The sequence below is a fragment of the Acinetobacter sp. 251-1 genome (assembly GCF_030329305.1).
GTDB lineage: Bacteria > Pseudomonadota > Gammaproteobacteria > Pseudomonadales > Moraxellaceae > Acinetobacter > Acinetobacter piscicola_A.
Window position 1 is genome coordinate 55,310 of the sequence record NZ_JACANS010000005.1, and the last position, 13,718, is coordinate 69,027.

At 38.3% G+C, this 13,718-nt stretch carries 14 protein-coding genes; 8 read left to right on the top strand and 6 right to left on the bottom strand.

What is annotated here, in order from left to right; all coding sequences use genetic code 11:
- Nucleotides 1–195: 195 nt before the first annotated feature.
- On the top strand, nt 196–807 hold the full coding sequence (locus tag HX129_RS04985; protein WP_130074767.1) for a septal ring lytic transglycosylase RlpA family protein: 612 nt from the start codon (nt 196–198) through the stop codon (nt 805–807).
- A gap of 295 nt (nt 808–1,102) precedes the next feature.
- Nucleotides 1,103–1,549, top strand: coding sequence for an Mpo1 family 2-hydroxy fatty acid dioxygenase (locus HX129_RS04990; RefSeq protein WP_130074766.1), 447 nt, complete (start codon nt 1,103–1,105; stop codon nt 1,547–1,549).
- Nucleotides 1,550–1,794: 245 nt separating this feature from the next.
- On the opposite strand, the gene HX129_RS04995 is transcribed toward HX129_RS04990, so the two are convergent.
- Nucleotides 1,795–2,346 carry a DUF3465 domain-containing protein gene (locus HX129_RS04995; protein ID WP_286433935.1) on the bottom strand — a complete coding sequence of 184 codons (552 nt, stop codon included), beginning with the start codon at nt 2,344–2,346 and terminating at the stop codon, nt 1,795–1,797.
- 68 nt (nt 2,347–2,414) lie between these two features.
- On the opposite strand from HX129_RS04995, the gene HX129_RS05000 reads away from it, so the two are divergent.
- On the top strand, nt 2,415–3,020 hold the full coding sequence (locus HX129_RS05000) for a hypothetical protein (protein WP_180045606.1): 606 nt from the start codon (nt 2,415–2,417) through the stop codon (nt 3,018–3,020).
- A 58-nt stretch (nt 3,021–3,078) separates the two neighbouring features.
- On the opposite strand, the gene tsf is transcribed toward HX129_RS05000, so the two are convergent.
- A complete protein-coding gene (gene tsf / locus HX129_RS05005; protein ID WP_130074763.1) occupies nt 3,079–3,957 on the bottom strand; it encodes a translation elongation factor Ts in 879 nt (292 codons plus the stop codon).
- 142 nt (nt 3,958–4,099) lie between these two features.
- Complete coding sequence (rpsB, locus tag HX129_RS05010; RefSeq protein WP_130074762.1) at nt 4,100–4,852, bottom strand: 30S ribosomal protein S2; 753 nt, start codon at nt 4,850–4,852, stop codon at nt 4,100–4,102.
- A 231-nt stretch (nt 4,853–5,083) separates the two neighbouring features.
- On the opposite strand from rpsB, the gene map reads away from it, so the two are divergent.
- From map to HX129_RS05030, 4 genes are all read left to right on the top strand, one after another.
- A complete protein-coding gene (gene map / locus HX129_RS05015) occupies nt 5,084–5,911 on the top strand; it encodes a type I methionyl aminopeptidase (RefSeq protein WP_130074761.1) in 828 nt (275 codons plus the stop codon).
- A 333-nt stretch (nt 5,912–6,244) separates the two neighbouring features.
- On the top strand, nt 6,245–7,324 hold the full coding sequence (locus tag HX129_RS05020) for an OmpW/AlkL family protein (protein ID WP_286433939.1): 1,080 nt from the start codon (nt 6,245–6,247) through the stop codon (nt 7,322–7,324).
- A gap of 315 nt (nt 7,325–7,639) precedes the next feature.
- Nucleotides 7,640–8,869, top strand: coding sequence for an MFS transporter (locus HX129_RS05025; protein ID WP_180045603.1), 1,230 nt, complete (start codon nt 7,640–7,642; stop codon nt 8,867–8,869).
- Nucleotides 8,862–8,996: a hypothetical protein gene (locus HX129_RS05030; protein ID WP_257222214.1), complete on the top strand. Its 135-nt coding sequence runs from the start codon at nt 8,862–8,864 to the stop codon at nt 8,994–8,996. The genes HX129_RS05025 and HX129_RS05030 overlap by 8 nt, the downstream gene beginning before the upstream one ends.
- A gap of 73 nt (nt 8,997–9,069) precedes the next feature.
- On the opposite strand, the gene HX129_RS05035 is transcribed toward HX129_RS05030, so the two are convergent.
- Nucleotides 9,070–9,981, bottom strand: a complete 912-nt coding sequence (locus HX129_RS05035) for a LysR substrate-binding domain-containing protein (RefSeq protein WP_286436038.1) — start codon at nt 9,979–9,981, stop codon at nt 9,070–9,072.
- A gap of 106 nt (nt 9,982–10,087) precedes the next feature.
- Here HX129_RS05035 and HX129_RS05040 point away from each other — a divergent pair, with 106 nt between their 5' ends.
- Nucleotides 10,088–10,951 (top strand): pirin family protein, encoded by an 864-nt coding sequence (locus HX129_RS05040; protein ID WP_286433943.1) that lies wholly within the window; start codon nt 10,088–10,090, stop codon nt 10,949–10,951.
- Nucleotides 10,952–11,001: 50 nt separating this feature from the next.
- Here the strand turns inward: HX129_RS05040 and HX129_RS05045 are convergent, their stop codons facing one another.
- Nucleotides 11,002–12,102, bottom strand: coding sequence for an AAA family ATPase (locus tag HX129_RS05045; RefSeq protein WP_286433944.1), 1,101 nt, complete (start codon nt 12,100–12,102; stop codon nt 11,002–11,004).
- A 115-nt stretch (nt 12,103–12,217) separates the two neighbouring features.
- A complete protein-coding gene (gene sthA, locus HX129_RS05050; RefSeq protein WP_130074755.1) occupies nt 12,218–13,633 on the bottom strand; it encodes a Si-specific NAD(P)(+) transhydrogenase in 1,416 nt (471 codons plus the stop codon).
- Between the last annotated feature and the right edge of the window lie 85 nt (nt 13,634–13,718).

Consider the following 13,718-nt stretch of genomic DNA (forward strand, 5'->3'; position numbering starts at 1 on the left):
TACGTATATTTATTAATCAAAATTCGTAAGTTTTTGTCCTTTTTGTAACTATTCATCAAATATTAGTAGACACATTCGTTACTGCATGAATATTATCCCCTACCGTTAAATGTGGTTGCAAAAGTAAATTTACAGACTTTAGTTTTTATTTTTGAGTGTTAAAAAATAGATTTTAAGGTTCCCAGGAGTTAAACAATGCATGCTTCACTAAAATATATGATCGCCCTGACCATGGGTTTAGGTATGACGCAAGTCAACTCAGAAATGGTCCAGTCATCATACTTAAACAACGATTCAGATAGTTCAAGCCTTGCGTCACGTGTTGTGAACAAAGATTCAACGAACTTTAATTCACACTTTTCAAACTTAAACAGTTTGTCAATTACTGAACGTTCTAGCGATAAAATCCGCCGTGATACACTCGCAGCCAAAGTTCAAGTGCAAGAAGACGAGCCTTCAGTCATTGATAAATTAAATGCTGTTGCATCAAATACTGTTCGTAAATTCTCACAAACAGGTGTTGCATCTTGGTATGGTCGTCAATTCCATGGTCGTAAGACTGCAAGTGGCGATACATTTGATATGAATCAACTCACAGCAGCACATCGTAGCTTACCGTTAAACTGTTACATTCGTGTCACAAACAAAGACAATGGTAAAAGTGTAGTCGTAAAAGTAAATGACCGTGGTCCTTTCCATGGTAACCGTGTACTTGATTTGTCTTACGGTGCTGCTAAACGTCTGGGTATTACCAACTCTGGTACTGGTCGTGTAAGTATCGAACGTGTGGATGGTCCAAACTCTTAAGTTTGCTCTCCCCATTTAACGGAAAAAGCCACATCTCCTGTGGCTTTTTTAATTAAATGGCATTTTTTATTTCATTCCGCATTTCAATTCTTTCCTGCTCTCTAAAACAAAATACTTCGCCATGATTTAGCACCTATTCTCATATTTAAAGTGCCTTATTTTATGTGTATAAATTGCATTGGCTTAAAAGACTCAAAACTTTGCACATTTGACCTTTGACCATTTGTCTTTTCTCATCTATATTTTCATTGTGACTAAAAAATAAATGAAAGAAGTATAGCGCACGGAGTGCAATATGAAATCAATTACCGAATGGTTTGATGAATACAGTGAAAGTCATCAAAATAAAACCAATAAAATGATCCATTGGGTTTGTGTCCCTGCGATCCTCTTTTCTATTCTTGGCATCCTTGCACATTTTAGCGCCTTACTGACTGCTTTAATTATTGTTCTCACATTAGTTTTTTATGCTCGCTTAGATTTAGTTTTAGCCGTCGCAATGGTTGCTCTTGTGGCAGTCATGGCTTGGGTCATTTACTTACTTCCTGTTGGTGCAGGATTTTATATCGGTGTCTTTATTTTGGCTTGGGTTGGTCAGTTTTATGGTCATAAAGTAGAAGGTAAAAAGCCATCATTTTTTAAAGACCTCCAGTTTCTTCTCATTGGCCCTGTATGGTGCATGGACGCCTATCTAAGTAAAGTACTACCAAAATGGAAAAGTCGCCAAAAACTGGCTTTTTAGCGCAAATAAACAAGGGGGAAATTTCACCAGTGAATTTACCCTTTGTTTTTTATAAAAAACTACGAATAAGCGATCAAAAATGCAATAATCTCAGGCTTATTTTTGATTTTCCATGTTCTAGAATATACTGACTCAATTGTCTTCATCTAAGTGCAAAATAATATAAAAAAATTAGATATTGAGTACGACATTTTATTTTTACAGCATCTCGTATCACAGCAAAAAATTGTTACTGCATTTGTAAATTAACGAGAAATTTGACCATTATGTTTTAGCCAATCATCTTCATGACGACCTTGTGGATCATGATGAGTCCAATGCATCACCCCACCCTGCGGGCTATATTCATATTCACCAAAAAATTCAACAAGATCACCTTTCTTCAAATTTTCCAATCGTGGTGCTAAATCAATATTATGTGCAACAAGTAAGGTTAAGCCGTTATCTAAAGTCAAAATAAATTTTTGATGCCGTGAACCCTCGTGATCATCACGCAATATTGCTTTGACTTTACCCTCAGACTGAACTTGAACATTGCTGAGTTTGCGTTCAAAAGATTTTTGAATCACCGCTAAGCCATGTCGATTTTGACTACTTTGTGTCGCATTTATTTGACTAGAATTTTGATGATTTACTGCTTGTTGCTGTGGTTTTTGCAAATTTTGTGCTTCTAAATGCGCATTTTCAGCACTTGTAGCAGCAGGATTTTGCTGATCTTGTTTTAAATCAATCCCAAAATATGCTGCAACAAGAACTGCGATCGCCGCGCCGATACTTAGATTGGTCTTATTTGCCATCTACAATCATTCTATGCTAAAAAATATTACCCGAATTATATAAACTTCCCTAACAATGAGAAAGCCAAATGTCTGAACAAGAACAATTAAGAACAATACTCATCGAAATTTTCCCAGAACTAAGAATTAAAGATTTTCCTGAAATAAACCCTAAAGACAGTAGCAGCACATGGTTGATGGATTGGAAAACTAATTATGAATGTTCTGAGAAAATCATTGCGAGCTGTGAATTTTCAAATTTCAGTTGGCTTTTAGAACAAAATTTTAAAAAGTTAACAATAGTAAAATCATCAGGATATAATGTTTCAAATATTTTAAAAGACATATTTTCCTATATTGAACAGTTTAAAGATCATACTGATCATGCGTTAATTGACTTGAATGAATTAGAATATGATGCTTCATTTTTTGACGATGATGAGCTGAGTTTTGAAGAACAATATGCGATTGCAATCGATAATATTACATCAGATATTCTTCAGCATGATTTAAGCGTTCTTGTGATTGAGCATGGGGAAAATATTGATTTTATTTTAAGTCAGGCGACTTTTGAAACTTTATCTAAATTAGAAAAAATACTCAAAATGATCTATGACAATAGCGATGTCACACTTTACTATCATACACATCAGCAAGATTATTCCTTTGAATCTTTATTAAAAAACCAAACATGAATGCATAAAAAACCCCTCATATGTTGAGGGGTTCCTTCATTTTACTGAAATAGTAAAATTATTGTGCAGCAGCAGCTTGAGCAGCAGCAACTTCGTCAGCGAAGCTCATTTCTGCTTTTTTCTCAATACCTTCACCTACTTGGAAGCGAACGAATTGAGCAACTGTAGTACCTGTTGCTTTCAATACATCAGCAACTTTTTTCTCATTGTCAATCACGTACATTTGACGCTCAAGAACAACTTCGTTCAAGTATTTTTCAACTGAACCAGTCACCATTTTTTCAACGATATTTGCTGGCTTACCAGATTCAATCGCTTTCGCTTCTGCAATTTCTTTCTCTTTTGCGATAAGATCAGCAGATACACCTTCAGCATTTACAGCAACTGGGTTGAACGCAGCAACGTGCATTGCAATACCTTTACCAGTTTCAGCATCACCTGTGTAAGACACAACAACACCGATTCGTAAACCGTGTTTATAAACTGCAAGGTTTTCACCTTCAACAATTGTTGCACGACGAACTTGGATGTTTTCACCGATTTTTTGAACAAGTGCAATACGCGCTTCTTCTACAGTGTGGCCATCTTCAAGTTTCAATTCAGCAATTTTAGCTGCATCAGTTTCATTTGCAGCTAAAGCAGCAGCAGCAACTTTTGCAGAGAAACCAGCAAAGTTTTCGTCTTTTGCAACGAAGTCAGTTTGGCAGTTTACTTCTAAAAGAAGTGCTTTGTTGCCTTCTTGAGCAATTGTGATTGCGCCATCAGCAGCAATGTTGCCCGCTTTTTTAGCTGCTTTTGCTTGACCTGATTTACGAAGGTTATCAATCGCTAACTCGATGTCACCGTCTGCTTCTGTTAATGCTTTTTTGCATTCCATCATTGCAAGACCAGTACGGTCACGTAATTCTTTTACCATGCTCGCAGTAACTGCAGTCATGTTGTTCTCCTAAATACGGTAGAAAATTGAATTCTGTTAACAAAAACGGCCCAAACATGAAATCTGGGCCGTTTTGCTGTTTCGACGCTTAATTTGCCACCATTACATGTCGCAAAAATGACAAGCCTGCGTCAAAAACGCATTAAGCCTCAGGCGCTTCTTTAGCAGCTTCTTCGCCTTTAGCTTGTGCATTTGCTTGAGTTTGAGCGTATTCTTTACCAGCAATAATCGCATCAGCCATAGCAGACGCATAAAGCGTTACAGCACGGATCGCATCATCGTTACCAGGAATAACGAAATCTACGTTATCTGGATTAGAGTTTGTATCAACGATACCGATTACAGGAATACCAAGATTCTTAGCTTCTTTAATTGCAATCGCTTCGTGGTCAACGTCAATGATGAACAATGCGTCAGGTAAACCACCCATGTTCTTAACACCACCAAGACCACGTTCAAGTTTTTCCATTTCACGAGTACGTTCTAAAGCTTCACGTTTAGTCAGCTTAGCAAAAGTACCGTCAGTAGATTGAGTTTGAAGGTCTTTTAGACGGTTGATTGACTGACGAAGTGTTTTCCAGTTCGTCAACATACCACCTAACCAACGGTGATCTACATAGGGTTGACCAGCGCGTTGAGCTTGTTCACGGATGATGTTTGAAGCAGCGCGTTTAGTACCAACGAATAATACTTTGTTCTTTTTGCTAGCTAGGTTGTTAACAAAGTTCAAAGCATCGTTTAACGCAGGAACAGTGTGCTCAAGGTTAATGATATGAATTTTGTTACGCGCACCAAAAATGTATTGACGCATTTTTGGGTTCCAGAAGCGAGTTTGGTGACCAAAGTGCGCGCCTGCTTGAAGAAGGTCACGCATACTTACGTTGTAATCTGCCATTTTCTTTACCTTAAAAGTTTGGGTTAGGCCTCCATATGTCCGCATTCTCCACCTAGGTTTAAAAAAACAAAGGCACCCAGAGCAATGTGTCGACATATGTGCGGATTTTTAAATTACCCTAATCAATTTTCCCGTCTGACTTTCATTGAGAAAGTAACGAAAAGCATTTGATAATTTGGGCGGCTATTTATACCATAGTCACATACAAATTTCCAAAAGTTTTTAAAGATCATGAACAGTACTTACGAAGCTCCCCGTCGTTTAATCAAAACCGCAGATGAAATTGAAAAAATGCGTGTGGCGGGACGACTTGCAGCCGAAATTCTGGATATGATCAAACCGCATATCAAACCAGGTGTATCGACACTTGAATTGGATACGATTTGTCATGACTGGATTGTCAATAAACAAAATGCCATTCCTGCATGTTTAGGCTATGGTGCAGCACCTGGTCGTCCTGCATTCCAACATGTGATTTGTACTTCAGTGAATCATGTGGTCTGTCATGGTATTCCGTCAGAATCAAAAATTTTGAAAAAAGGTGACATTTTAAATATTGATGTCACTGTCATTAAAGATGGTTATCACGGCGATACCAACATGATGTATATCGTGGGTGGTGAAACATCTATTCTTGCTGAACGTTTATGTAAAGTGGCACAAGAAGCCATGTATAAAGGCATGGAAACAGTTAAACCTGGTTCAACGATTGGTGATATTGGCGCTGCGATTCAAAAATATGTTGAGTCAGAGCGTTTTGGAGTGGTACGTGAATATTGCGGTCATGGAATCGGTACAGTTTTCCATGATGAACCACAAGTGCTGCACTATGGTCAGCCAAACTCTGGGATGATTTTAGAAGAAGGGATGACCTTTACTATTGAACCAATGATCAATGGCGGCGACTGGAAAACTAAACTACTTGGTGATAAATGGACAGTCGTTACCAAAGACCATAGTTTATCTGCACAATATGAACATACCCTTTTAGTGACTAAAACAGGCATTGAAGTGCTGACTGCTCGTCCTGAAGAAGATTTATCTCGTTTTGGCCAATAAATTGAACAATTCGATTGTCATTGACTAGTTTTGCTCGTCACTAGGTCGAAAAGGTCACTTTTAAGTGACCTTTTTTATTGCTTAGCGTGTGTATATTGGTTAAATGATCTATTTTTCAAAATATTGAAAAAATAATCATGTGAATTTTACAATGTAATTTAACTGTAACATCATTACAAAGCCTTATAAAAATTAAGGAATTCATCAACAAAAGCCCTAAAACGAGAACATTTATTAAATAAAGTCCTTGTTAAATGCAACATTCTTCTGCCGCAAAACAATCAAATAATGAAGCTGATAACAATGAGTAACAGCGGACATGGAGTCCATTTTATGAAAAAAGTACTTTTATGCTTTATGAGTAGCATTCCTCTATTCTCAACATGGTCTTATGCCGATTCTCCTTATTTCAGCTTAAAAGATGGCGATGGCTTTAAGCGTTTTTCCGTATCGGTGGGCGCTTTACACGTCATGCCTCAAGGCAAAGCACAGCCTATTCAAATCAATACTGCTGTCAAAGAAGGTGAAAAATCCAAAGTTGGGGACATCTCCATTGATTCCGTCAAAAACAATATGGATCCAGATATGGACCCCAATTTATCTTCAATCTTTGTCAATTTTCTAGATGGCTTAGGCATGGATACTTTGCCGGGTGCTTTGAGTGGTACGGCTGAAATCCATGGCTTAAGTCAATGGGAAAGTGCTGGAACAGGTTTGGAGGCAGATGATGTCACCACTTTAGGCTTAATGAGTAATTATTTTTTTACTGACCATATTTCCTTAGAAGTGAAAGCAGGTATTCCCCCAAAAGTTGACATTCGAGGTAAAGGAAAAATTTATGCCCCTTTTGAAGCATCAGCGACACCTGAGGTTATTGGCATTCCACTGCCCCAAATTGATATGAAAAATAATTTGCTCATCACTGATTTAGAAAATCATGGGGGTGCAGTTGCCGAAGCCCGAGCGTGGACACCTGCTGCAGAGTTGCAATATCATTTTGGCAAAACAGGGGTCAATAAATTCCGCCCTTATATTGGTGTAGGTGTGATGTATGCCTATTTTAATGAACTGGAAATGAATCCAAGTCTAGAAAAAGATTTGATTGATGCAGGACATATGATCGCAAATATTAAACAAGGACAAGCAGGTGCAGCTCTTGATGGCAAAGTAAGTCAGGCAAAACCTGAAGTTAGTTTGGATGCAAATGATGTCATTGCACCTGTAGCCACTGTAGGTTTTACCTATGATTTTAATGATCGTTGGTTTGCAGTGGGCTCTGTGAGTTATGCACAACTGACCGCTGAAGCAAACATTGCGGTTAAAGATGAAAAACTAGGTGAACTGATCAATGCTAAAACCGATATCGAAATTAACCCCATTTTAGGTTATGCAGGAATAGGTTATCGCTTCTAAGGTTATGAATAAATAGATGATCTAACCAAAATAAGAGGAATAGATGAAGCGTTTTGATTGCAAAATTCACCTCATCTTAGGCTGATTATTTCTAAAGAAGATTACACTACGCCCATCTAATCGAAAAATTAAAAGAATCAAATCACGACAACGTCGCTTAAATGATAAACATACATGCAGGTAAAAATTAAATCCCTTGCCTCATCCACATAATATTCTAGATAACTTTATTTTATTGATTGTTAAATTTTTATTTTGTCGTTTTAAAGTGATGAATCCGATACAATTTGTTCAGCCTTATGCCATGGATGTTGTATGACTGCACACACTATTGATGAAACTAAATTTTCTAAGCCTTTAATTTATATGCTGATTGGCAGTGCTTTCATACTCGCTTTGTCATTAGGTGTGAGACACGGTTTTGGGCTATATCTTGTTCCAATGAGTCATGAGTTTCAGTGGAATCACCAAGTATTTAGCCTTGCTATCGCCATGCAAAACCTCCTATGGGGTGCTGTGCAACCTTTCACAGGTGCATTAGCCGACAAATATGGCAGTAAAATCGTGGTCGCTGTGGGTGGTGTTTTATATACCATCGGTCTACTCCTGATGTCTGTCAGCTCCGAAGCATGGCTGCTTGATCTAAGTGCTGGATTGATTATTGGACTTGCACTTTCTGCCACCTCATTTTCGGTTTTATTGTCTGCGGTGGGACGTGCTGCACACCCAAGTAAACGTGGCATGGCAATGGGAATCGCCAGTGCTGCAGGTTCTTTTGGGCAATTCATCATGCTCCCGACCACATTATTATTGATTAAGAATGTGGGTTGGTCATCTGCCTTGGTGATCAGTGCTATTTTAGTTGCATTCATCGTTCCTTTAGCATGGATGCTCAAAGCACCTACGTATAATGCCCCTGCTACAGTTTCAAAAATCACTCAACCTGCTTTGACATTTAAACAAATTCTGAAAATTGCATTTTCCCATAAACCCTTTTTATTTTTGGCTTTAGGCTTTTTCGTATGCGGTTTTCAGGTGGTATTTTTAGGCATTCATTTGCCTGGATATTTGGTCGATCATGGTTTTGATGCCTCTAATGGTACTGTTTTCCTCGCTTTGGTTGGGTTATTTAATATCGTGGGAACTTATGGTGCAGGTTATTTAGGCGATAAATTTTCTAAACCACATTTACTGATGTGGTTATATGGCTTGCGTGGTATCGCGATTGTCGCGTTTTTGATGTTACCTCTGAGTATATGGACGATTTATAGCTTTGGCATCATCATGGGCATCTTATGGTTATCGACGGTTCCCCTCACAAACGGCATTGTGGCCAATATGTTTGGGGTTAAATATTTAACCATGCTCAGTGGCATCGTGTTTTTCACCCATCAAGTTGGCTCATTTTTTGGTGGTTGGCTAGGTGGCTTGAATCATGATTTAACAGGTAATTATAATATGATGTGGGCTTGTTCAATTGTCTTGAGTGTTTTCGGGGTAATGGTTCATTTCTTTGTCAATGAGGAGTCTGTGGTCGATGACTAACGCATTTTCATGGTTAAAACTGAGCATCACACTTGGGCTAATTTTTTTATTCACTCTTTCCGCAGTGCTTTGGCTAAATACGCCTGAACTTTTTGAATATTTTAATATGGCATTCTGTGCGCATTAAGATGATCATGTGAATGGCAAACACATCAAATAGTGTCTGTCATTCAGGCTTTTTTGATAAATTTTAAATCTCTTCACGACTCAAGCTTCAAGTCCTTAAACGCCGTAAGTAAATGTTCCAACAACACTCTTATCGCAGGTAACATGCCCAAACGAGAAGTATAAACAATATAAATCACACCTTTTGGTAAATGCCATTCAGGTAATAATTCAATTAAAGTCCCTTGTTTTAACTCCTCATGCACAAATACGCGTGGCAAAGATGCAATACCCACCCCTTTTAATACGGCGGCTTTCATTGCACTAAAATTATCAGTTTTCAATCGGGGTTGAAATTCAATATCATGAAAAATATTAGCCTCACCACATTTATGTAATGTCCACATGGCTTTTGCTGCATGAAAACCAATACTTGGCAATTGTGCTAAATCTTCTGGACTTTGTGGAATCGCCAGGTGTTGAAACAAATGAGGCTTTGCCACGAGAGCATGTTCCCATGCATCTAATTCTCGTACAATCAAATCACTATCATCTAAAGGTGTATTACGGACACGGATCGCAAGATCAATTCCCTCGGCAATCAAATCTACCCGTCGATTCGTTGCCACCAAATCCACACGTACATGCGTATTGGTCTGCATAAAATCAGCAATCATCTCACCCACAGGCATTTCAACCAATGCAATTGGGCAAGAGATACGCACCAAACCTGTCGGCTCATCTGACAAGGTACTTTGAATAAAATTTTCAGCGTTATCGACATTATCTAAGATTTTTAGACAATATTGATAAAATTGTTGCCCAACCTCAGTGACTGTAAATTGTCGAGTATTGCGTTGAATCAAACGAATTTTTAAACGAGCTTCCAAATCTGAAATACGTCTAGATAGTTTCGACTTGGTTATCCCCAACGTTTCACTTGCTTTTGTAAAACCTTGATATTTAACAACTTGAACAAAATAGTAATAGTCATTGAGATTTTGCATTCATCATCCTATAAATAGAAAAATCTGTTGTTATTTTCGCTCTTTAATCCTGTCTTTATACCTCGATAATAAATATTAAGCGAAATATAGATTTGAGGATATTACAATGAAAACTATTGAAAAAGTATATACCAGTCATCGTAGCAACTGGGTCGGTGATGGTTTCCCAACCCACTCAATGTTACCTATGCACGAAATCAGCACTGCCACTAGTCCTATTATTTTGATGGGCTATACAGGTAAATATGCTTTTACACCTACTACACATCAGCGAGGTGTAGGTATGCATCCGCATCGTGGCTTTGAAACAGTGACTATTGTCTATGATGGTGAACTTGAACATCATGATTCAAAAGGCAATCAAGGTAAAATTGGCAAAAATGAAGTGCAATGGATGACTGCGGGTCGAGGCATTATGCACGAAGAACATCATTCCAAAGATTTTGCCAAAAAAGGCGGTGATTTAGATATGGTACAACTTTGGGTAAATTTACCAAGTCATGCAAAAATGACTGAACCACGTTATCAAGAGCTAACTGAGCAAAATATTCCCGAAGTTCAACTTGCGAATGACCATGGCATTGTGCGTGTTATTGCAGGTCAATATGTGAATGGACAACGCTTCGTCAAAGGGGCAGCTCACACTTTCACCCCAATCAATCTGTTAGATGTGCGTTTAAATCAACATGCTGTTGAACACTTTGAGTTTAATCCCCTTTGGAACAATATTATTTTTGTTTTAAGTGGCAAAGTAAAAATTGATGAACAAGAGTTTTCAGGCATGCAAACTGTATATTTAACCCATGATGCCGATTCAATTGCAATCGAGTGTCTCGAAGATGCAAAAATTTTAATCACCAGTGGTGAGCCCATTCATGAACCCATTGTTGCTCATGGGCCATTTGTGATGAATTCTGAAGCTGAAATTCAACAGGCATTTTTAGATTTTAAACGTGGTTTACTCGCTTAAAATTAGATCAAATGTAATAAAATAATCAACCTGTCTTGGCAGGTTGATTATCATCCTGATACAGCTGTAACAACCGTTTCCCCATTTTTCTGACCCAACTCAATATGTTGAAATTCACGATATTGCCTAATCATTTTAGCCAAATCAGATGAATGGCTTGTCACCCATAATTGAGTAAACTGACTCGCTTCAGCAATCAACATCGTCAGCGCAGGTAACAACTCAGGGTGTAAGCTATTTTCAGGTTCATTCAATGCCATAAAGTTGGGGGGTCGTGGACTAAGCAATGCCACTGCTAAACACAAAAAGCGTAATGTCCCATCTGAAAATTCAGCACTTTCCAAAGGTCTCAAAACCCCCTCGCGCTTCATCATCATTTGAAAACGTCCACCCAATTCTTCCACATAAAACTGAGTATTAGGAAATGCTTTTTCTAATATCGCATATAAAGTTTCTGTTTGCCCACGCTCTCGTAAAGTCTCAAAAGCCGCCGCCAAATTTGCACCATCATGCGCCAAAACAGGTGATCGAATACCCACCTGAGGGATCCGCATCGGAGAATGAGTACTCACCGAAAACTCATGATAAAAACGCCAATTTTTCATGCTTTCTCGTACTTGTGACACTTCAGGATATAAATGTGGATCAGACAGTTGTCCAAAGATAGAATCTTCCTGCGTTAACGTCATCGGGTAACTCATTTTTTCACCCTCAACATTTTTTAAAAATGCAGCTTGATTAACCCGTTGCATCAACTCACTCATACCGCGATGTTGATAGCCACTCAACCAAATGTTTTCTTTTTTCACCAATGGATCTAAAGCAAATAAACTAATTAATGGCTCAGGAAAACCGATTTCTATCTGATATTCATAATATTGCATGTCTACAGCTAAAATCATTCGTTTTGGATCTTTCGCCCGATCTCCTGCTCGATGACCACCTGCCCACATTACTTTTTGAATCCCGCCTTCTTCAGCAATCGCTTGTGATAAGCGTCCATTGGCTGCTTCATGCAACAAACGCATCGCTTTATAAAGATTAGATTTGCCACAACCATTTGCACCACTGATGATATTTAATTGTTTTAAGGGCAAGTTAAGCTTGCGAACTGAACGAAAGCCTTGAATCATGACAGATTGAATGGTCATAGTATTGTGCACATCTTCTATTTTTTGTGAGACGCTAATGGTTTTACTCAATTCATAAAAAACCCGCAAGCCTAAACTTACGGGTGAAATACGATATAAAAATTTTAAAATCGTTTTAGAATAAACGATTCATACCATTGAGTGTTGCTACACGATACGCTTCAGCCATCGTTGGATAGTTAAATGTCGTTTCAACAAAATACTTAATGGTGTTGTTTCCACTTTGCATCACGGCTTGACCGATGTGAATAATTTCAGCTGCATTATTACCAAAACAATGCACACCCAATAATTCCAAAGTATCGCGGTGGAATAAGATTTTAAGCTCTCCCACGGTATCGCCCGTAATTTGTGCACGCGCTAAATGACGGAATGATGCTTGCCCCACTTCATATGGAATTTTTTCTTCAGTCAGCTGACTTTCAGTTTTACCAAAGAATGAAATCTCAGGAATAGTATAAATTCCTGTTGGAATGTCTTTCACGGGTTTAATGTCTTTTTCACCAGACATATTTGAACCAGCACAGCGACCTTGGTCATAGGCAGCCGATGCAAGAGATGGCCAACCAATGACGTCACCCGCCGCATAAATATTTTCGACTTCAGTTTGGTACTGATCATTCACAGCAAGCTGACCACGACTGTTTGGTGTGATCCCTACATTTTCCAAACCTAAGCCATCGGTATTCCCTGAACGACCATTACACCACAAAATCGCATCTGCTTTGATTTTTTTACCACTTTGTAAATGCAGTACAACATGGTCATCAAAGGTTTCTAAATGGTCAATTTGCTCATTGTGGCGAATCAATACACCTTGTTCACGCAAATGATAAGACAAGGCATCAGCAATTTCATCATCCAAATAGCTTAAAAGTTGATGTTGGGTATTAATCAAGTCAACTTTATGATCTAGACCAATGAAAATCGATGCATATTCGCAACCAATCACACCCGCACCATAAATAATGATTTTATGAATCGTAAAATCAAGGTCTAAAATTTTGTCTGAATCAAATACACGAGGATGATTAAAGTCTAAACCTTGTGGATGATATGGACGGCTACCTGTTGCTACAACCAATTGACCATAACCTAATGTTTCTTTAATGCCATCTTCACCAAAAATGATGACTGTATTTTTATCCTGAATATAGGCTTGACCATGAAATACATCAATATTATTACGGTCATAAAAACGTGAATGCGTATCGACTTGTTGTTGAATCACTTTATGTGCATTACGCAATACTTGTTTCATGGTGAATTGTTTCCAATCCCCAACCTTTTTAAACATCGGATCACGCTGGTAACGAATAATACTCGATACCGTTTGACGCAGTGCTTTACTTGGAATTGTGCCGACATGAGTACAGTTACCACCCAACTGCTCACGCACATCCACAATTGCAACACGCTTACCGGATTTAGCAAGCTTCATTGCCGCGCCTTCACCAGCAGGACCTGAGCCAAGTACGACTGCATCGTATTTCACATAATTCCCACTAACGACTTCTTTTTTACGTGGCATTCAAAGCTCCTTCCGAATTCTGTCTATATGCAATGTATATTATGAACTAAACTCACATAATTTTCTGTATTTCCCATGCATATAT

Excerpts from the sequence above, each read along its gene's own strand:
- HX129_RS04985 (WP_130074767.1), top strand. The coding sequence starts at position 196 with ATGCATGCTTCACTAAAATATATGATCGCCCTGACCATGGGTTTAGGT.
- HX129_RS04990 (WP_130074766.1), top strand. The coding sequence starts at position 1,103 with ATGAAATCAATTACCGAATGGTTTGATGAATACAGTGAAAGTCATCAA.
- HX129_RS04995 (WP_286433935.1), bottom strand. The coding sequence starts at position 2,346 with ATGGCAAATAAGACCAATCTAAGTATCGGCGCGGCGATCGCAGTTCTT.
- HX129_RS05000 (WP_180045606.1), top strand. The coding sequence starts at position 2,415 with ATGTCTGAACAAGAACAATTAAGAACAATACTCATCGAAATTTTCCCA.
- tsf (WP_130074763.1), bottom strand. The coding sequence starts at position 3,957 with ATGACTGCAGTTACTGCGAGCATGGTAAAAGAATTACGTGACCGTACT.
- rpsB (WP_130074762.1), bottom strand. The coding sequence starts at position 4,852 with ATGGCAGATTACAACGTAAGTATGCGTGACCTTCTTCAAGCAGGCGCG.
- map (WP_130074761.1), top strand. The coding sequence starts at position 5,084 with ATGAACAGTACTTACGAAGCTCCCCGTCGTTTAATCAAAACCGCAGAT.
- HX129_RS05020 (WP_286433939.1), top strand. The coding sequence starts at position 6,245 with ATGAAAAAAGTACTTTTATGCTTTATGAGTAGCATTCCTCTATTCTCA.
- HX129_RS05025 (WP_180045603.1), top strand. The coding sequence starts at position 7,640 with ATGACTGCACACACTATTGATGAAACTAAATTTTCTAAGCCTTTAATT.
- HX129_RS05030 (WP_257222214.1), top strand. The coding sequence starts at position 8,862 with ATGACTAACGCATTTTCATGGTTAAAACTGAGCATCACACTTGGGCTA.
- HX129_RS05035 (WP_286436038.1), bottom strand. The coding sequence starts at position 9,981 with ATGCAAAATCTCAATGACTATTACTATTTTGTTCAAGTTGTTAAATAT.
- HX129_RS05040 (WP_286433943.1), top strand. The coding sequence starts at position 10,088 with ATGAAAACTATTGAAAAAGTATATACCAGTCATCGTAGCAACTGGGTC.
- HX129_RS05045 (WP_286433944.1), bottom strand. The coding sequence starts at position 12,102 with ATGACCATTCAATCTGTCATGATTCAAGGCTTTCGTTCAGTTCGCAAG.
- sthA (WP_130074755.1), bottom strand. The coding sequence starts at position 13,633 with ATGCCACGTAAAAAAGAAGTCGTTAGTGGGAATTATGTGAAATACGAT.